Below are 18323 nucleotides of genomic sequence, written 5' to 3'. Positions count from 1 at the left end.
CAGTGTATCGACATGAGACATCGTATCGCCGTGATTGGAGGCGGCCCCGCCGGCCTTACCTTCGCGCGCGTCCTGCACCGCCACGATCACCCCGTCACCGTCCTCGAACGCGATCCCGCCCCCCACGCCCGGCCCCCGGGCGGCACGCTGGACCTGCACGAAAAGCTTGGCCAGCTCGCGCTGAGCAAGGCGGGGCTGCTGGCGGAGTTCCAGGCGCTGTCCCGTCCCGAGGGGCAGGCCATGCGCATCCTGGACACGGATGGGACCGTGCTTCGCGACTGGCAACCCCGTCCGGATGACCGGGCCAATCCCGAGATCGACCGCGGGCAACTCCGTGACCTGCTGCTCGGCCCCCTGGACGTTCAGTGGGGGCGGGGCGTGACGGAGGTAGTGCCGGGGACCCGGGACGGCGTGCTGGTCCGTTTCGCGGACGGGCGGCAGGAGACGTTCGACCTCGTGGTCGGCGCGGACGGCGCCTGGTCCCGGGTCCGCCCGGCAGTCTCGTCCGCGACGCCGCACTACACCGGCGTAACCTCGGTCGAGACCTCCCTGGACGACGTCGACACCCGCCACCCCGACCTCGCCCGCCTGATCGGCGACGGTTCCATGGCTGTGTACGGCGTGAACCGCGCCCTCGTCGCCCAGCGCAACAGCGGCGGCCACGTCAAGGTGTACGCCCACTTCCGCGTGCCGCTGGACTGGCACACGAACCTGGACCGGCATATGGGCCTGAACCGGAGCGCAGGCCTGGACCTGGCCGACGTCGAGGCCGTGCGATCAAGCCTGCTGGCTCTGTTCGACGGCTGGGCCGCTCCCGTCCTCGACCTCCTCCGCCACGGCACCGCTTTCGTCCACCGCCCCCTCTACGTCCTGCCCGTGTCCCACACCTGGGCCCACGTCCCCGGGGTGACGCTACTGGGCGACGCCGCCCACCTGATGCCCCCATTGGGGGTGGGCGCGAACCTTGCGATGCTGGAAGGCGCCGAACTCGCCGAGTCCGTCGCCGCCGCCCCCGGCCCTGGCGATCTGGACGAGGCCGTCCGCACCTTCGAGGAACAGATGTGGGCACGGGCCGGCAGGTGGGCGAAGATCACGACGGCCGGTCTGGAACGCCTCGTGAGCCCGGACCCCACCGAAGCCCTCGCCCTCTTCGATGAAGTTCAGCCATCCTGACTGCCTGCACGCCCTGCTCGCGCAGCGCACCCCTGAGGAGACGGCGATCGCGCTGCGGGGCCTGCTTCAGGTGCCCGACGGCAAGCGGGCCTCGGAGCTGGAGCGGCTGCGGACGCCGCCGGTGCGCGCGTCGGGCAAGGTGCTGGCCTACCAGCTGGACCGGGTCGCCGAGATCGGGAACCTGGGCGCCTGCAGGTCATCCTCATCCTCCCCAGCTCATTGAAGAGGGGCGCTGCTCAGGATGAAAAGGGCTCACTGACCTGCTGTGCTCGCCATACCCGCCGCGGCGGCGGCGCTCGACGTGCTGAGCATCCCGCTGCTGACGGCCCTCGCGTTCCTGCTCGCCCTCGGCGGGCTGTTCTTCGACACGGCCGCCACGGCGTACCTGCCGGATCTGCTCGGCCGCGACCCCGCGCTCCTGGAGCGCGCCAACGCTCGCCTGCGCAGCGCCCAGACCGCAGCGTCCGGCTTCGCCGGGCCACCTGCGGGCAGTGCGCTGCTCGCGCTCGGACGTTCGGTTCCGCTGCTCGCCGACGCGGTGTCGTTCGCGCTGTCGGCACTGCTCGTCCGGTCGCTGCCGGCCGTGCCGCGCCTGGCCGCAAGCGCCCGCGAGTCGCTGCTCCGGCAGGCGCGGGCCGGGGCCTCCTACGTCTTCCAGGACCAACTGCTGCTCGGGCTCGCGCTCCGTCCGGCGGTCGGGAACGTCGCCTTCCTCGCCGTGGAGACCATCCTGGCCCTGTTCGCCCGGGAACGTCTCGGCGTCGGCGCCTTCGGCTTCGGTCTGCTCCTCACCGCCGAGGCCACCGGCGGCCTGCTCGGCGCGGGCATCGCCTCCTTCCTCGGCCGGCGCCTGGGCACCGGCGCCGCGCTGACCTGCACCGCGGCAATCGAGGGCCTCGCCATCCTGGGGCTCGCCTCCGCCCCGAACCCGTATGTGGCCGGGCTCGCGCTCGCTGTCTGCGGGGCGGGCATGGGCGCCACGATGGTGCTCGGCCCTTCCCTCCGGCAGGCCATCGTCCCGGCCCACCTGATGGGCCGCGTCGCCTCCACCTCCCGCATGCTCGCCATGTGCGCCGCCCCCTTCGGCGCCTTCCTCGGCGGCTGGCTGGCCACCACCTACGACCTGCGCACCCCGCTGTACGCCGCCGCCGGCCTCCTGCTCGCCATGACCGCCGTCACCGCGACCATGACCAGCAATCGCCGCGTCGAGACCGCACTGCGCAGGGAGCAACTCGCCGCACAGCTCCCAACCTGACCAGCACATGATCAAAGAGCCACGAAACAAGCGCGGTTCCCGACCGCCGCGCCGCCCGGCCGGGCCCTGATGTCACCAAGGAGCAGCCCATCGGCATCGCCCTGGTCTACCGGTCCGCGCCCATGTCGTGGTCGCCGATGAGGCCGCCTTCGACGCCTTTCAAGATCGAGAGCGAGCTGCCCGGGAACGCGACGGGTAAGGTCCGCAAGAACCTGCTCCTCGCCACGGTGGGATAGACCGCACACAGGTTCTCAGCTGGTGGCGCCCCAGGTGACAGAGAGGCCGGTGGCGGCGCGTTCGGTGCGGATCTCCATCATGCTGCCGAGGATGGTGGCATGGTCGGACACCACGGGCGTGGCGTCGAGCGTGTAGGTGATCCGGGTGCTGACGAGCACCGGGCTGCCCTGCGGCTCGTGGAGGTGGCGGGCGGCGGCGGGGTCGAGCAAACCGGGCCGGACCACCTCGGTCGCCCGGGCGACCGTCACTCCCGCGTCGGCGAGGGCCGTGTAGAGGGAGACGGCGGTGAAGTCGCGGTCGCGGATCTGGTCGGCCACCGGCCGGCGGACCCAGGACACCTGGTGTACGGCGGGACGTCCCGCGAACTCGCGGACCCGCTCCAGCCGCAGGGCGGTGTCGCCGGGACGCAGCCGCAGCTCCGCGGCGATCCGGGCGGGGGCCCGGCGCACCGCCCGCCCAGCCACCGCGGTGCGCACGTCGTGGCCCTGTTTACGCAGGTCGTCGACCAGACTGCGGAGCAAGTCGAGCTGGTACGCCAGGTGGGGCGGGGCGACGAACGTGCCCCTGCCGGGCTGCTGCACGATCAGCCTCTCGTCGCTGAGCTCCCGCAACGCCTGGCGCAGCGTCATGAGGGTCACCCCGTAGGAGGCGCTCAGCTCCCGTTGCGGCGGCAGGGCCTCACCGGGGGCGTAGTGTCCCGACCGGATCTTCGCGGCGAGGTCGGCGGCGATGGCGCGGTATCTCGCCTCGTGCCCGGCGTCGGGGGTCATCGTGGTCGGTCACACTCCTGATCGAGGGCTTGCCGCAGAGTCGTGAGGAAGGCCCGCAGGTCGTCCGGCCCAACCCCGTCGAGCACCCGCCGCATGACCGCGGCGCCGACCACCACGCCGTCGGCGTGCCGGCGGGCTTCGCGTGCATGGTCCGGGGTGGAAATGCCAAATCCTAGCAAGACCGGCCGGTCGGTGACGCGCCTGATCCGCTCGGTGAGCTCCGCCGCCGAAGTGGCGAGGGCGGACCGCTCACCGGTGGTGCCCATCAGCGACACCGCGTAGACGAATCCGCGGCTGCGGCACGAGATCTCGGCCAGCCGCGGCTGCGGCGTCGCCGGCGACGCCAGCAGGACCAGCTCGATCCCGGCGGCGACGGCCACGTCCGTCAGCTCGTCCGCCTCGTGCACCGGCAGGTCGGGCACGATCAGGCCGCCGACGCCGGCCCGGCCGAGCGCGGCGCAGAACGCCTCGGGGCCGTCGTGCAGCACCAGGTTGTAGTAGGTGCTGGCGACCAGCGGCACGCCCAGGTCCGGCATGCCGGACAGGTCGGCGAGGATCCGGCGGGTGGTCGCCCCGCGGGCCAGTGCCGTCTCGCTGGCCTGCTGGATGGTGACGCCGTCCAGCGTGGGGTCGGAGAAGGGCAGGCCGACCTCGATCGCATCCGCCCCGGCGGCGGCGAACGCCCGCAGGTACTCCGTCCAGCCGGGCGTGATCCCCCCGGTGACGTACGGCATGAGCAGGCCACGGCCGGTGTCCCGGCGGGCACGCAGGTGGCGTTCGACCGCGCCCGCGGCCAGGGTGGGGTTCGTCACAGCAGCTCCTTCAGGGTTGAGACGTCCTTGTCGCCCCGGCCGGACAACGTCATCAGCACCGTCGATCCTGCGGGCAGGTCGCCGCCGTCCGCCGCGCGGATCACCCAGGCGAGGGCGTGCGCCGATTCGAGCGCCGGGACGATGCCTTCGGTACGCGCCAGCCGTACCGCCGCGCCGACCGCATCGTCGTCGGTCACCGTGACGTAGCGGGCCCGGCCCAGGTCGCGCAGGTGGGCGTGCTCCGGGCCGACTCCCGGGTAGTCGAGCCCGGCGGCGATGGAGTGCGCCTGGGTGATCTGCCCGTCGTCGTCCTGCAGGAACAGCGAGCGGCAGCCGTGCAGGACGCCGAGCCGGCCGCGGGCCGCCCCGGCGCCGCCCTCCGCCTCGACACCGACCAGGCGCGCCGGGGTGTCGGCGAATCCGGCGAACGTGCCGGCCGCGTTGGAGCCGCCGCCGACGCACGCGACCACGTAGTCCGGGACGCCGGTCCGCAGCTCGGCGGCGCACTGCGCGCGGGCCTCGTCGCCGATGACCCGCTGGAACTCCCTGACCATCCATGGGTACGGATCCGGGCCGACGACCGAGCCGATGCAGTAGTGGGAGTCGCCGGTCGCGCCCACCCAGTGCCGCATGGCCTCGCTGGTCGCGTCCTTGAGGGTACGGCTGCCCGTGGTCACCGGAACCACCTCGGCGCCCAGCATGCGCATCCGGAAGACGTTCAGCGCCTGCCGCTCGATGTCGCGCTCGCCCATGAACACCGTGGCCTCCAGCCCGAGCAGCGCGGCGGCGGTCGCGGTGGCCACCCCGTGCTGGCCCGCTCCCGTCTCGGCGATCAGCCTGCGCCGCCCCATCCGGCTGGCCAGCAGGGCCTGGCCCAGCACATTGTTGATCTTGTGGGATCCGGTGTGGGTGAGATCCTCGCGCTTGAGGTACAGCTGCACGCCCAGCGCCTCCGACAGCCGACAGGCCGGTGTGAGCGGGGTCGGCCGCCCGGCGTGCACGGCGAGCAGCCGCGCCAGGGCGCCGCGGAACCCCGGATCCGCCCAGGCCTCCCGGAACGCCTCGTCCACCTCGCGGCACGCCTCCACCAGGGACTCCGGCGCATACCGTCCGCCGTACTCGCCGAATCGGCCCCGCGCTCGGGGCTCGCCCATCGTCCCGTCCAGCGGGACTGGCTCACGCCAAGGCAACACGTCTCGCATGCCATTCTCCGATCGTTCTATAACTCTGCACTCAGTTCTATAACAGTGAGTGTGGCACGGGCGGCATGGACGCGCCACCACCGGTGCTCGGCACGGCAGCCAGCAGGGCATTCGGCCGCGAATCGCGGCACGAGCGTGCGGATCGGTTCCTTCAGCGGGCCACGAGTGCGGAGATCCTCGTGGAGCAGGCGGGCCAGATCGGCATCGAAGGCGGCGACCTCGGTGTCGGTCAAGGTCGCGCCCACGCCGTCGCAGGTGCGCATGCGGCCGCGCCCACGCCTGGTGCGTGTCGGGACGGTGATGTCGAAGCCGAACGTCTGGATGTCGGCGAACCCGGACGAGGACCTGCCCGGCGACTTCGAGGACAACCGAGATGTGCGCTACGCCGTGCTGGCGGTCGGCTGGGCCTGAGCTATCGGGTCCTTGCCCTGCCGTCACGTGACATCTGGCAGAAGCCGCCTTCGGCGGGCCCCTGCTCGCCGAGTTCGTGAGCCTTGGCCGCCTGATCCAGCGGCAGCTCTGGTGGATTTCGGTGCGCAGCGCCCTGGCGGTGAGGCGGCCGGCAACCTGAGCCAGGACGGGCCCGTCCGGATGCCCGTAAGTGCAATCGGCCCGCACGCCGGCGCGGCTGCCTCTCGGTCTGGCCCTGCTGTTCGCCCTTTAGCTTCACCGCGGTCCCGGAGGGGTGGGACCGGAATACGCCAGAAACCTGCCGCGAAGGCCGGTAGCCGCTGGTCAACGGCACTGGCACCGTCTCCGGTGATCGTGCGCCTGTGATGATCACGTCCTATGGGGTGATCTTCCAGGGTTCTGGGCGGCGTCGATTGATCGGACCGCGTATCCGCGGTTCAAGAGGGTGGTGTCGGCGCGGGAGCTTGGGGAGGCGTTCACGCCCACCTCGGACGAGGCGGAGTGTGCTCGTCCGAGGACCACGACGAAGAGATGGTGGTTGACGCGCAGATGCCCGTTGTTCCGGTGATTTCGCCGGATGGGCGGTGGGTGGCATATGGCGTGATGCCGGGCAAGACGGTCTGGGTGGCGGGGGTGGACGCGAATGCGCCATCGAGGAAACTGGGGGGAAGGGATCGACCCCAGGTGGTCAGCTGACTCGCAGTATGTCTACTTCCGGACGGAAGCGCAGCTGCATCGGGAGCGGGCTGAAGGGGGCGACCGTAGGTCGTGGAAGGGCGAGGTGGGCACCTACCTGCCAGTCCAGAGCGATGGTGGGGAGTTCGGCGGCCAGATCGCGCGCACGCATCCGCAAGCCTCTTTCGAGATCGACGACATGACGTCGCCGACCAGGCTTCCCGGCACACCTGACACAAACGTATCAATGTTCGCCGAAAAAGTGACCACCGTTCCGCACCCGCAGCGCCCTGGCAAGGACACGTATGGCCCCCGCAGGCGATCCTCACACACCCACCACAGCGGTCCGGCATCCGCGAAGGGGATCTGTTTGATCTCCCTTGGCCATCCGCGTAGTTCTGCGCGGGCACCGGTCGGGGTGATGACCGATCAGCAGCGAATGAACGTCTGGACGACGAGGACTCCGCAGGCGCTGTGGCGCCCTGACCTGGCGGGGTTCCCGGAACTCCGTGGTGGCATCCGCTGCCTGTCGCTCGGCCGCTCTCTGGCTCTCGCTGCTGGCCCACCCTGTGATCCGGCAAGGAGACGCCATGTTCACCGCCACTGGCCCCATCCGCCTCGGGAGCGCCGCCAACCTGCTGTACGGGTACCGCCCGCGCCCGCGCCACGCCGACCCGGCGGACCCCCCGTTCTTCGCCCCGCCGAACCAGCCCACCGAACTTCTCGACCCGGTGATCCAACCGCCCCCGGACGTGTCCTGGAGTCTGCCCCTGCTCACCTTGCACGAGGACGCGCCGAGCCTCATCAGCCGGCTCTGTGACTACCGGGTCCGGGTGCCGGAGGACGGCACGGCGTCGGTTCCGGCGGGGCCGCTGGTCCTGAACGACGCCGACAGAGACCAGGTCCACCGCGATCTGGGTGAGCACCTGGGCGTGGACCTCGACCGGGGCTTCTGCTTTCTGCTGGTGCGGCTGCGGCGGTCGACGGGTACGTCGGTGCACGACGTGATCGCTCGTCCAGGACATCGGAACCGGGAGGAGTACCTTACAGACGAGGCCCGGATGGCGCTGGAGAAACTGCCGCACGAGCTCCGGTATCACCGGGCGACCGGTAAGCGACGCCGCCGTAACCTGCGCCATTCGGAGGCTCAGGACTACCTCGACTCCTTCTACGCCTACGGCACCCATTTCGTCTCCGGGATCGACCACGGAGAGCTGATCTACCAGGTGTTCGCCTACGAGCCGGACGACTTCGCCGAACTGGCGGCCGCTTTCGCGTATGACGCGGACAGCGGGGGTGAGGTTTCCGGACCGGCCGCTCTGAGCTACCGCTACTACACCACCGCGGTGAGCACGGAGACCGGCCGGCGGTACGGCTACGTGAGCCAGCACGGCCACATCAGAGCCGCCAGCGACGATCCCAGGATCGACGAGACCGTCCGGAGCGGCGCCTGGGCCGACGAACGCTACGAGGTGCCCGCCAGCATCTTCACCGCCTACTCCGCGCACATGGGCGAACAGCCGGAGTTCCTCCGTCAGTTCGACCGGGAGGTGCCGATCGGGTTCGAGCTGACCCAGCTCAGCGAGCTCATCCCGAACCGCGAACCGGCGTGGGCGCGGTGCTGGGACCGGTTCTACCGGGGAGCGATGCTGCAGAAGCACGGCGACGCCGTACGTCTTCCCGTCCTGTCCAAACCGAAGTACGACTGGGCCACCCTCTATCCGCAGGTCACCGACGGCTGGCTGTCCACCCTGGCCACCCCGACCGTCGACATCTGCCAGGAGAGGGCCGACCTTAGCGGCGTCGAACTCGCCAATCCCGGCGACGTCACCTCCTTCACCCTGATGAGCCATGTGCTGGTCTCGGCCGGGAGGGTCGCGGTGCCCGGTGCCAGGGTGCGCATCCTGAGCCACATCATCGACACCTCCGGCCAGGCCGACCTGCCCGTCCTGAGCATGAAGCGCGAGGCGCTGGACTCGCTGGTGCTGTGCTGCGGGCGGATGTACGGCGCGCTACGCCTGGACGCCGTCGACGACCACGTGCATCATGTCGTGCTCGACGGGTACCGCTTCACCACGCGGGGCGTCGACCCGGAGACGGGGCGGACGAAGATCAGCATGGCCGCGGACGTGTTCGCCGTCCCCGAGCCGGCGACCGTCGCCGAACTGACGACCAGCCTGCAGTTCTCCCTGGTGGCCGCCGAGTCGATGCTCTACTCGCGCGGCGCGCGGTCCGAGATCGTCCGCAAGCTCAGCCGCGACGAGCTGGAGTGGATCGCCGGCCTGGTGCCCGCCGACTCCTCCGACGAGGAACTTCTCGCCGTACGCACCCAGGCCCGCTACCTGGCGCGCGTCGCTCAGGAACTGCAGACGGAGGGGGCCGCGGTCCCGTACCTGACGTACGCGACCTACCAGGACCATGTGGCCGCGATGCTGGACGTGGCCAGGGACCTCAGCGACACCGTCCGCGACTACCAGAGCCAGATCCGGCAGCGCAGGCAGGCGGAACGGGAGGCCGACACCGCCGAGAAGATCAACGAGAACATCAAGAGCACAGGCCGCCTGCTGACCGGCTACCTCGCGGCGCTGTCCGCCGGCCAGCAAGACGTGTCCGGCTTCTACGACGGGATCGTCGAGCAGAAGCGCCAGGACTTCGACAAGAGCGTCACTGACATCGGCAGGCTGGAGAAACGGCTGAGCGACCAGCGCGACGTGGTGGACAAGGCCGTCGGTGATCTGAAGAACGCGATCGCCGACTGGCAGAGGGAGAAGGTCCTCGAGTTCGCCCTCAAGGTGGCCACCGACCTCTTCACCGCCGGTACGACGTTCCTGATCCCGGCGAGCGAGATCAAGGCGGTGGCCACGCTCGGCCAGCAGGTGCAGAAGATCCAGAAGATCTTCTCGGTGCTGGGCGCGCTCGACAAGCTCAAGGCCGACATCCAGGACCAGGTCAAGGCGATGCAGGCCGCCAACCGGACACTCGACGCCCTCACCGACTTCGAACTGCCCACGGCCGCCGAGTGGAAGGAGTTCGGCATCAACATGAACGCCTCCCTCGCCGCGGTGCCCAGCGAGCTCGGCGCCGTCAAGGCGAAGGTCACCGCCGCCTTCGACATCCTCGTCCTGCGCGGCCAGGCATGGGTCGAGGCCCGCGCCAAGCAGGCCCAGCTCCTCAAGGACATCTACTTCAACCAGCGGCTGGCCGCCGTCAACGACAAGCAGGGCAAGCGGCTCGCGGACCTGTCAGAGTCGCTGCACCTCGACGACCTCGCGCCGCCGGACCACGCCAGGATCGACCTGCTGGGCTTGACCGGGGTCATGGAGTTCCAGCTCAAGCAGGTCCTCGCCAAGCTCGCCCGTACCCTGATCCTGCAGGACTCCGCCGTGCAGTACGAGTACCTCGGCCGGCCCACGCCGATCACCCGCCTGGACCTGCCCGGGCTGCTCCCGGTCATGGAGAACCAGCAGGGCAACATCGTCAACGCCATCACCAGGTTCAACCCGCCGCCGCAGCGGGTGAAGGATCCCATCGAGTACCGCATCACCGGCGTCCCGGTCCGGCGGCTGGCCGGCGGGACCGAGTACGAGTTCATCATCCAGCCCGGCGTGGCGGAGTTCTTCGACTACGCCATGGTCCGGGTGGACAAGGTGGTCGCCAGGATCGACGGCATCGCGGGCTCGGACGGCGGCCGCTACCTGCTCGATCTCACCTATGGCGGAAGCCCGTTCGAGGACCGCGACACCGGACGCCGCTCGCTCACCTTCAACACGGTCGAGCGCCACTTCGGCCCGTACGAGTACGACATCAGCACGGGGGACCTCATCTACGGCGGTGAGCCTGGACCGTTCGACGAGAAGATCACCAAGGTGACCCCGTTCAGCACCTGGAAGATCAGCCTGCCGGACACCGCCGCCAACCGCGGTCTCACCTTCGCGGGGCGGACGGTCGACGTGGTGCTCACCTTCACCGTCACCGCGCTGCTGACCGAGCAGGAGCGGCGGAAGCTGCTGACGGGGACCGCCGATGCCGCCGCGCCGGTGGTCAAGAGCGCGAACGTCCAGGACCTGGTCGAGCAGATGCACACCAGCCAGGCCGTACTCAAGGGCTGGGACGTGGTGTTCAACCTGATGGAGGATCAGGTTAACGCCTTCCTTGAGAAACAGTACAAAGAGCATCAAGGCGACGCCGGGATGACGATCAGCGTGGTCGCCTGGCAAGAGCTGGAGCCGGACCTGAGTAACCCCGGTAAGTACGTCGCCCACGTCGAGATTCTCGAGGCGCGGCTCTCCAGTCCGAAAGTACAGTTCGAGACCAACAACAACAACGACGTGACCGTCTTTCAGGACATCACCGAAGGCCGCTACCGGTACGGCGCCAAGCTAGTGCCGGCCGACTGGAAGCCGGATGACGGCGCGGAGAATGATCCCGCGATCCGGTGGTTCAAAGACGATCCCATCGACATCGGCAAGCACGCCTCCCTGCAGGGCACGGTGCCGCTGGCCAAAGTAGAGGGCCTGGTGCCGGCGGCCAGGACAGGTTCGACGACGCACTCGGTCGTGCTCGACTTCACGCAAGGCGCTTTCACCGCCCGCAACATAAAGTTCACCACCCGCTCTGAACTCAACGACAAACTGACCGGCTACTTCTTGACCCACGACATCAAATACGTCATCAACACCGTTGACTTCAGCAACCTCACCACGATCGAGTCGCTGCAGCCGACCAGGTTCCGGCTCAACGTGCACTCGTCCAACTCCCGGGGGAACATGCTGCAGTTGTTCATCACGACCAACGGCGCCCAGAAGAACGACCTGGCCATCAATGTCAACGAACCGATCCCCGAGGGCTATGACTGCTCGCTGATGATCGACACCAAGATCATGTTCCAGGACATCTTCGTCGGCGGCTTCAACCAAGGAAAGACCGGCTTCGTCCTCGAGGCCGTAGACCCCGGTAACGACGCCAAGACGTGGACGGCGAAGGTGAAACAGGGCACGGTCAGCGCCTGGGTCGACTTCAAAGAACATTCTAAATCATTCCGTATCGACTCCTCCGGCAACACCGTCACCTGCGACATCAGCGGGCTGATCTTCCAGCCGGCGACCTCGGGGATCGGCCTCAGCCTCAGCAAGACCGTCGACCAGCACTTCGAGTTCCGGAAAATGGAATGCGCCGACCTGCCCACCCACACCATCTGCACCTGGGGCGGCTGGGAAAGTCACAGCGTCACCGTCAACGTCGACCTGAGCGGCACCTACCCCATCGGGATCTCCGGCTCGGGCGCAAACCAGACCATCCAGATCCAGAACACCACGCCGGAGGTCAGAGTCGGCAACAGCAACCTCACTCCGGGCGGCCCATGCGCCTGCAACGACAACGACCTCAAAACGCGAGCGCTGAACGGCATCAGCGAAAAGCTCCCGGCTGCGCTCAAGGACCAGGTGGGCAACGTGACCTTCAAGCCTGTCTCGGTGTTCGCCTTGGAGAACCTGCTCTTCCCCGCCGCCCAGGTCATCAGTTTGGAGCAGGCTTACATTCCCGGCGATCTCCTCGTCCTCGGAAAGATCACCAACAAGACCACGTTCTGAAGAACCGGCCGGCCCGGCACCGTCGCCTGGTGACAGACCCGTCAGGGAACACCCTCGGACGAAGCTCGCTCCGAGGGTGTTCCCGCTGATAGGGCACCCGGGACTCGACCCCGGAACCTACGGATTGAAAGTGCCCTTGACCAGGGCCAGGTTCAGACCGGCTCAGGCGACCTTCACCGTGTGGTCGCCGAATTTCGCCGGATACGGACGCCGAGCTTTACAAGTGTTCTCCAATACGTCGACAAGTGGCCATGGGGACTCTGGTCGCGAGAGCCGGCCGAAACCGGCCGGCACGACGTACGGGGGAGAGACATGAGGAAACGAACAGGCGCTTTACTGGGGGCTCTGGCCTTGGCCGGCGCGAGCGTCCTGGCCATGGCGCAGCCGGCCTCGGCGATGCCCGCGGACCCGGCCATCTGCGCGCAAGGGGGCCGCCACTTCGTCAAGATCGTCGGCCTTCCCGGCACTCCGCAGTTCGCGGCGGTCGGGTACGCCAACTGCCAGCCGTACGACGGCAAGTATCACTCCTTCGAGGTGGATCGGCTCGACCAGCAGGGTCAGGTCATCGGCCGCTCCAGCTTCTGCGTGGCGGACCAGCAGCAGGTGCTGTTCGGGTGGTCGTGGGCGTTCGGGCAGCTGTCGCCGGTGCGGGTCGGGGACACCTGCATCCGCCCGACCGGCTGACCCTCCGCGGGCCGCACCCTCCGGACAGGGCTCCGGGACGTCCCGGGGCCCTTCCGCCAGAACGGACCGCTTCACGGGCAGGTTTTCGCGAAAGCTTCGCCTGCGGGCACGTACTGGCTGTATTCCTGAGCCGTCAGCGAACGACCGGCCAGAGCGCACATGGCGGCAAAAGGATCGGCAGGCAGACGAAGACGCCACGTTTGCGTGGTCGCATCTGCGGTGGTGGAGATGAGCGTGGTCATGTCCTCGTCGAACGCCAAGGCCAATGTCGCTTCATGCGATCTGGGGGATTCTCGTCATCCAGGCCGAAAGCGGATCCGCAGCATCGGCCTCCAATAGTCCATTCCGAACACGGCGAAGACGGATTCAGTGCCGGGCTCTTCGCCGTTCCATGACGACGGTTTCCCGGTCGGTTCCGGTCAATGGGACTCCGCCGCCCATATCTGGCGAGGCTTTCTAACCTGCGCAGAAGAACCGGACCGAAAGGGAAGCCGTGGCGCAGCAGCGTTCGGAGTGGTCGGATCGGCAGGAGATCCACGAGGTCGTCCTGCGGTACTGCCGGGGCGTCGACCGGCTCGACATGGATCTGGTGCGCTCGGCGTACCACTCCGACGCGATCGACCACCACACCGGTTTCACGGGGCCCGTCGAGGAGTACCTCGCCTGGGTCGAACCCAAGCTCCGGGCCCGCGCCCGGACCGGCGGGACCATGCACATCCTGGGCAACCACCTGGTCGAACTGTACGGAGACGCGGCGGTCTCGGAGACCTACGGCACTTCCGTCCATTGGGGCGAGCCGGCCGACAGCGCCCGTGCCAACTTCACCAGCGGGGTGCGCTTCGTCGATCACATGACCTACCGGGACGGCCGGTGGGCCATCTCCGAGCGCTGGGCGGTCCGCGAGTGGACCAGATCCGAGGTCGGCCGCTTCATGGCCAAGGAGGGCGACGGCCCCTCGGGACGGCATGACGACCAAGACCCTCTCATCCAGCTTCAACAGCGCATCATTTCCTGGGAGGCGGACTCATGAAAGTCGGTATCAGTTCCCCCATCCTCGCCCTCTCCGGCAACCGCCCCGCATGGGAGGAGCACGCCGGGGTTCCCGAACTGCTCCAGGTCGCCAAGACCGCCGACCGCCTCGGGTTCGACTTCATGACCGGCCCTGACCACGTCGCCGTGCCGCAGGGCGTCCCCCAGCGCGAGCGCTTCTACGACCCGCTCGCGACGTTCTCGTTCCTCGCGGGGCATACCGAACGGCTGCGCTTCCTGCCGTACGTGCTGGTCCTGCCCTTCTACCACCCGCTTGAGCTGGCCAAGCGCTTCGGAACCCTTGACTACCTCAGCGGCGGCCGGCTGATCCTCGGCCTGGGCGTGGGCAGCCTGCGCGCCGAGTTCGACTTGCTGGGCAAGCCCTTCGAAGACCGCGGAGCCCGCGCCGACGACGCTCTGCGTGCCCTGCGCGCGTGCCTGTCCACCCGCATCGCCTCCTACGACGGCCCGTACTTCTCGTTCAAGGAGGTGGTGATCGACCCGCACGCCGTCCAGGACAAGGTCCCGCTATGGGTCGGTGGCCACAGCATGCGCGCCCTGCGCCGCGCGACCAGCCTCGCTGACGGCTGGGCTCCCGCCCCCCAGGCGTTCCACGGCCCGTCGCCGGAGAAGCTGCGCCAGATGCTCGACTCCGTGGAGCTCCCTTCAGACTTCGACGTGGTCTTCACCCCCGGCCAGCGCATCGACGCCCTGAACGCCCCCGACAGGGTCGCCGAACTCCTCGAGACCGCCGCCGGCGCGGGCGGCACCCGCATCAACCTCACGGTGAAGCACGAGTCGCTCGCCCATTATCTGGAGCAGCTCGAAGCTTTCGCCGAACTCGCCTTCTCCGCGTAGGAGGCCTTCACGAAGTACGGGCGAGGCGTTGCCGACATGGGGTGATCTGGGTTCACCTGATCCAGGCAGCGGAAGTAGTACGCGCTCATGTCGTGCTGCGGGTCCTTCTTCGTGTGGCCGTTGGCCAGGGCGCAGGCGGCGGACGTCTTGCCGACGTGGGTGCCGCCGACCAGGACGAGGACGGGGACATCGGTGGCTAACCGGCTGGTCACAACGCGTCCGTGGGCTGGGTCAGCCCCGGCCGTCGCGCCGGGGAGACCACGCCGGTCTCGTAGGCCACGATGACGAGCTGGGCCCGGTCGTGGACGGACAGCTTCGCGAGGAGGCGGCGGACGTGGGTCTTGACGGTGGAGACGCTGACCCCCAGCCGGTCGGCGATCTCGGGGTTGGTCAGGCCACGGGCGATGAGAGCCAGGACCTGCCGCTCCCTGTCGGTGACCTGGCTCAGCTCGCGGGCGATCAACGCGTCGGTCTCGTCGCGACGCGCGAACTCGGCGATGAGGCGGCGTGTGACGGTGGGGGCGAGCAAAGCCTCGCCGGAGGCCACGACACGGATCGCGGCGAGCAGATCGGCCGGCGGAATGTCCTTGAGCAGGAAGCCGGCGGCCCCCGCGCGCAGCCCCCGGAAGACGTACTCGTCCAGGTCGAACGTGGTCAGGATGACAATGCGGACCGCGGCCAGCGCGGGGTCGGAGCGGATGAGGCGGGTCGCCTCCAGACCGTCCATGCCGGGCATGCGCACGTCCATCACCAGGACGTCGGGCCGCAGCCGGACGGCCGCCTCCACCGCCTGCCCACCGGTGCCCGCCTCGCCAACCGCGACCATGTCGGGGGCGGTGCCGACCAGCATGGTAAGCGTGGCCCGCAGCAGCGGCTGATCGTCGGCGACGACCACCCGGATCGTGCCGGTCACGACGCCGCCCCACGTACGTAGGGCAGGCGGGCCAGCACCCGGAAGCCGCCTTCCGGGCGGGGCCCGACGGTGAGGCTCCCGCCGTACATCAGGCACCTCTCGCGCATGCCGATCAGCCCATACCCGTCACCGGCGGTGGGGAGGCCTGGCCCCTCGTCGTCCACCTCGACCTCCATCACATCCGGCTCCGGCGAGGTGATCCGCACCCGGCAGCGGGCCGCGCCCGCGTGCTTGACCACGTTCGTCAGCGCCTCCTGCACGATGCGGTAGGCGGCCAGGCCCACCCCTTCGGACGGCTCGACGTCGAGGTTCACGGTCAGGTCCACCTCGACGCCGGCGCGGGCGGCAAGCGCACGCAGGTCCCGCAGCCCGGGCGCGGGCGCCGTCTCCGCCACCCCTGATACCTCGGGCGTGGGGTCGGTGGCCCCCGAGCGCAGCATGCCCAGCACAGCCCGTATCTCGGTCATTGTCGCCCTACCGGTGGCCTCGATGACCCGCAGCGCCTCACGCGCCTCCCGCGGTCGGGCCTCGGCGACCATGCCGGCGACCCCGGCTTTGAGCGTGATCAGGCTCATGCTCTGCCCGATGACGTCGTGCAGATCCCTGGCGATCCGCAGGCGCTCGCCCGTCACCGCCCGCGCGGCCGACTGCTCCGCCGCTCGTACGGCGTGCAGCCGCTGCTCCCGGACCGCCAGGCCGGCCGTCCACGCCAGGCCCATCAGCAGCCAGCCGAACGCGATTTCCGAAAGGCCGCCCGGCCACAGGAATCCCCCGGCCGATGCCATTGCCGCCGCGACCCCGGCCAGGGACGGGACAAGGCAGGCGATCGCCCGCCGCCGCGGCTCCAGCGACCCGACGGCGTACAAGATGACAGCAACGGGGACGTACAACGCCTCCACGCCCATGAGCAGCCCCGCCGCGGCCCCCGCCAGCGATATGGCGAGCCCTGGCGCAGGCCACGACCGCCGGGCCGCGACGGGGAGGGCGGCGACAGCCACCGCCAGTAGCGGCAGGACCGGCGGGCCCGTGCGGGCGCTCGCGGCGAAGCCGAAGGCGAAGGCGAGCAGCAGCGCGGCGACCGCGTCCACGGCGACCCAGTGGACGCGGCGCAGCCGGCGCGCGAGCAGGGGGCGCGAATCGCGATCAGTCACCCCTCGACCGTAAAGGGCGCAGGTCACTGGGTGGAAGAAAGTTCCTCCTGAAGGATGACCCGTCGGCGGGAACCGGCCCAGGCGTACCCTCCTGGGCCGATGCGAGGCTCGTGCCCGCGTCCGATGCCGGGCGGCGACACGTGCGCGAGCGTTGACGGCATGCACAGATCACGACTCATGATCGGCGTCATGGCGGTGCTGGCCGCCGTCGTGACCACCACGGCGGGCGCCGCCCACGCGGACGCGCCGCCCAAGACCGCGGGATCGGCCGGACCGGCGGCGTCCCCGGTGAGACTGGTTCTGCCCGCCCCGACGGGGCCGCATCGGATCGGCACGGTGGCACTGCACCTGGTGGACGGCTCCCGGCGAGACCCCTGGGTGCCGACGGTCCGCAAGCGGGAACTGATGGTCAGCCTGTGGTATCCGGCGCGAAAGGCGGATCGTCATCCGCTCGCCCCCTGGATGCCCGCGTCCGCCGCCGAACGCTACCTGCGCGACATCGGCGTGCCGCCCGGCAGGCTACTGCTGGGCACGACGCACGGACGCCAGGGCGCGCCGCTCGACGGTCGCCTCGGCCGCCTTCCCGTAGTGCTGTATTCGCCCGGGGCCAACGCCTCGCGCTCGTACGGCACCGGCGTGGTCGAAGAGCTGGCCAGCCGCGGCTACCTGGTGGTGACCATCGACCACACCTACGACGCCGCCGTCGTGGAGTTCCCCGGCGGCAGGGTCGCGAAGAACCCCGGCGGCGAGATCACCGACTACGCCAAGGCCGCCCGGGTGCGCGCCGAGGACGTCCGCTTCGTCCTGAACGAGCTGACCGCGCTCAACGCGGGCCGCAATCCCGACGCCGAGGCCAGGCCCCTGCCCAGCGGACTGCGGGGCGCGCTGGACCTGAAGCGGATCGGGATGTTCGGCCATTCGCTGGGCGGCACGTCCACCTCCTCGGCCATGTACGCCGATCGGCGGATCAAGGCCGGGCTCGGCCTGGATGGCGCGGTGATCGGCCCCGTCGCCGGGGCCGGGCTGGACCGGCCGTACATGGTGGTGGACACGCCAGGCAAGGGCGGGATGGCCACGAACCCGGCCCTGCAGACGTTCTGGTCGAAGCTGCGCGGGTGGCGGCTCAACCTGACCGTCAAGGGCGCCGCGCACAACTCCTTCGGCGACGATGTCCAGCTCATTCCGCTGATCGCGCCGCTGATCAAGCTGGCGCCCGAGGAGGTCACGGAGTCGGTCGGCACCATCCCCACCGCACGCGCTCTGGCCTTCCAAAGGGCCTACCCGCGGGCGTTCTTCGACCTGCACCTGCGCGGGAAGAGGAGCCCGCTCCTTGAGGGGCCGACCCCCGGCTTCCCCGAGGTGACCTACACCCGCTGACCGCGCACTGCACCGCCTCGCTATGACGGAGACCAGGGAGAGACCAGCGCACTTTTCCGCTCCGCCGACACACCGGCCGACCCCATGACACCGTTCGAGGGATCAGCCACCTCGCCGGCATGAGCGACAAGGAACGGATCGCCTTCTTCGTCCAACACGACAGCTACTTCACGGACATGGCCAAAGGC

At 69.5% G+C, this 18323-nt stretch carries 16 protein-coding genes; 9 read left to right on the top strand and 7 right to left on the bottom strand.

Features of this window, described 5'->3' with window-relative positions:
• The first annotated feature begins 12 nt into the window (after positions 1-12).
• Genes ACQEVJ_RS22555 through ACQEVJ_RS22545 form a run of 3 tightly spaced genes read left to right on the top strand, consistent with a single transcriptional unit; the run spans position 13 to position 2428 of the window.
• Positions 13-1173 carry an FAD-dependent oxidoreductase gene (locus tag ACQEVJ_RS22555; RefSeq protein WP_433104068.1) on the top strand — a complete coding sequence of 387 codons (1161 nt, stop codon included), beginning with the start codon at positions 13-15 and terminating at the stop codon, positions 1171-1173.
• Positions 1154-1396 (top strand): hypothetical protein, encoded by a 243-nt coding sequence (locus ACQEVJ_RS22550; protein WP_433104066.1) that lies wholly within the window; start codon positions 1154-1156, stop codon positions 1394-1396. Before ACQEVJ_RS22555 ends, ACQEVJ_RS22550 begins: the two co-directional genes overlap by 20 nt.
• Before the next feature lie 42 nt (positions 1397-1438).
• Positions 1439-2428 carry an MFS transporter gene (locus tag ACQEVJ_RS22545; protein WP_433104064.1) on the top strand — a complete coding sequence of 330 codons (990 nt, stop codon included), beginning with the start codon at positions 1439-1441 and terminating at the stop codon, positions 2426-2428.
• Between the two features lie 251 nt (positions 2429-2679).
• Here ACQEVJ_RS22545 and ACQEVJ_RS22540 read toward each other — a convergent pair whose 3' ends face one another.
• From ACQEVJ_RS22540 to trpB, 3 genes are read right to left on the bottom strand one after another with little or no spacing between them, the layout of a single operon-like run.
• Positions 2680-3435, bottom strand: a complete 756-nt coding sequence (locus ACQEVJ_RS22540; RefSeq protein WP_433104062.1) for a GntR family transcriptional regulator — start codon at positions 3433-3435, stop codon at positions 2680-2682.
• On the bottom strand, positions 3432-4247 hold the full coding sequence (gene trpA / locus ACQEVJ_RS22535) for a tryptophan synthase subunit alpha (protein ID WP_433104061.1): 816 nt from the start codon (positions 4245-4247) through the stop codon (positions 3432-3434). The genes ACQEVJ_RS22540 and trpA overlap by 4 nt, the downstream gene beginning before the upstream one ends.
• Positions 4244-5401 (bottom strand): tryptophan synthase subunit beta, encoded by a 1158-nt coding sequence (trpB, locus tag ACQEVJ_RS22530; RefSeq protein ID WP_433104059.1) that lies wholly within the window; start codon positions 5399-5401, stop codon positions 4244-4246. The genes trpA and trpB overlap by 4 nt, the downstream gene beginning before the upstream one ends.
• A 270-nt stretch (positions 5402-5671) precedes the next feature.
• Between trpB and ACQEVJ_RS22525 the strand changes: the two genes are divergently transcribed.
• The 3 genes from ACQEVJ_RS22525 (at position 5672) to ACQEVJ_RS22515 (ending at position 12807) form a co-directional block, all read left to right on the top strand.
• A complete protein-coding gene (locus ACQEVJ_RS22525) occupies positions 5672-5860 on the top strand; it encodes a hypothetical protein (RefSeq protein WP_433104057.1) in 189 nt (62 codons plus the stop codon).
• Between the two features lie 1265 nt (positions 5861-7125).
• A complete protein-coding gene (locus tag ACQEVJ_RS22520) occupies positions 7126-12123 on the top strand; it encodes a hypothetical protein (protein ID WP_433104055.1) in 4998 nt (1665 codons plus the stop codon).
• A gap of 312 nt (positions 12124-12435) precedes the next feature.
• Positions 12436-12807 carry a hypothetical protein gene (locus ACQEVJ_RS22515; protein ID WP_433104053.1) on the top strand — a complete coding sequence of 124 codons (372 nt, stop codon included), beginning with the start codon at positions 12436-12438 and terminating at the stop codon, positions 12805-12807.
• A gap of 71 nt (positions 12808-12878) precedes the next feature.
• Here ACQEVJ_RS22515 and ACQEVJ_RS22510 read toward each other — a convergent pair whose 3' ends face one another.
• Entirely contained in the window at positions 12879-13067 is a 189-nt protein-coding gene (locus ACQEVJ_RS22510) for a hypothetical protein (RefSeq protein ID WP_433104051.1), read from the bottom strand.
• Between the two features lie 233 nt (positions 13068-13300).
• Between ACQEVJ_RS22510 and ACQEVJ_RS22505 the strand changes: the two genes are divergently transcribed.
• Together ACQEVJ_RS22505 and ACQEVJ_RS22500 are read left to right on the top strand one after the other, a co-directional pair.
• Positions 13301-13837 (top strand): nuclear transport factor 2 family protein, encoded by a 537-nt coding sequence (locus ACQEVJ_RS22505; protein ID WP_433104049.1) that lies wholly within the window; start codon positions 13301-13303, stop codon positions 13835-13837.
• On the top strand, positions 13834-14694 hold the full coding sequence (locus tag ACQEVJ_RS22500; protein WP_433104047.1) for a TIGR03619 family F420-dependent LLM class oxidoreductase: 861 nt from the start codon (positions 13834-13836) through the stop codon (positions 14692-14694). The genes ACQEVJ_RS22505 and ACQEVJ_RS22500 overlap by 4 nt, the downstream gene beginning before the upstream one ends.
• On the opposite strand, the gene ACQEVJ_RS22495 is transcribed toward ACQEVJ_RS22500, so the two are convergent.
• From ACQEVJ_RS22495 to ACQEVJ_RS22485, 3 genes are read right to left on the bottom strand one after another with little or no spacing between them, the layout of a single operon-like run.
• Positions 14646-14906: a hypothetical protein gene (locus tag ACQEVJ_RS22495; RefSeq protein WP_433104045.1), complete on the bottom strand. Its 261-nt coding sequence runs from the start codon at positions 14904-14906 to the stop codon at positions 14646-14648. The genes ACQEVJ_RS22500 and ACQEVJ_RS22495 overlap by 49 nt on opposite strands.
• Positions 14903-15607, bottom strand: coding sequence for a response regulator (locus tag ACQEVJ_RS22490; RefSeq protein WP_433104043.1), 705 nt, complete (start codon positions 15605-15607; stop codon positions 14903-14905). Before ACQEVJ_RS22490 ends, ACQEVJ_RS22495 begins: the two co-directional genes overlap by 4 nt.
• Entirely contained in the window at positions 15604-16758 is a 1155-nt protein-coding gene (locus ACQEVJ_RS22485) for a sensor histidine kinase (RefSeq protein WP_433104041.1), read from the bottom strand. The genes ACQEVJ_RS22490 and ACQEVJ_RS22485 overlap by 4 nt, the downstream gene beginning before the upstream one ends.
• 159 nt (positions 16759-16917) lie before the next feature.
• On the opposite strand from ACQEVJ_RS22485, the gene ACQEVJ_RS22480 reads away from it, so the two are divergent.
• Positions 16918-18135: an alpha/beta hydrolase family protein gene (locus tag ACQEVJ_RS22480; RefSeq protein ID WP_433104039.1), complete on the top strand. Its 1218-nt coding sequence runs from the start codon at positions 16918-16920 to the stop codon at positions 18133-18135.
• Positions 18136-18323: the final 188 nt, after the last annotated feature.

Origin of the sequence: Microbispora sp. CA-102843, assembly GCF_050936215.1 — a bacterium.
Classification (GTDB): Bacteria; Actinomycetota; Actinomycetes; order Streptosporangiales; family Streptosporangiaceae; genus Microbispora.
The sequence above is the reverse complement of the archived record's forward strand: the minus strand, read 5'-3'. Positions and strand labels throughout refer to the sequence as shown.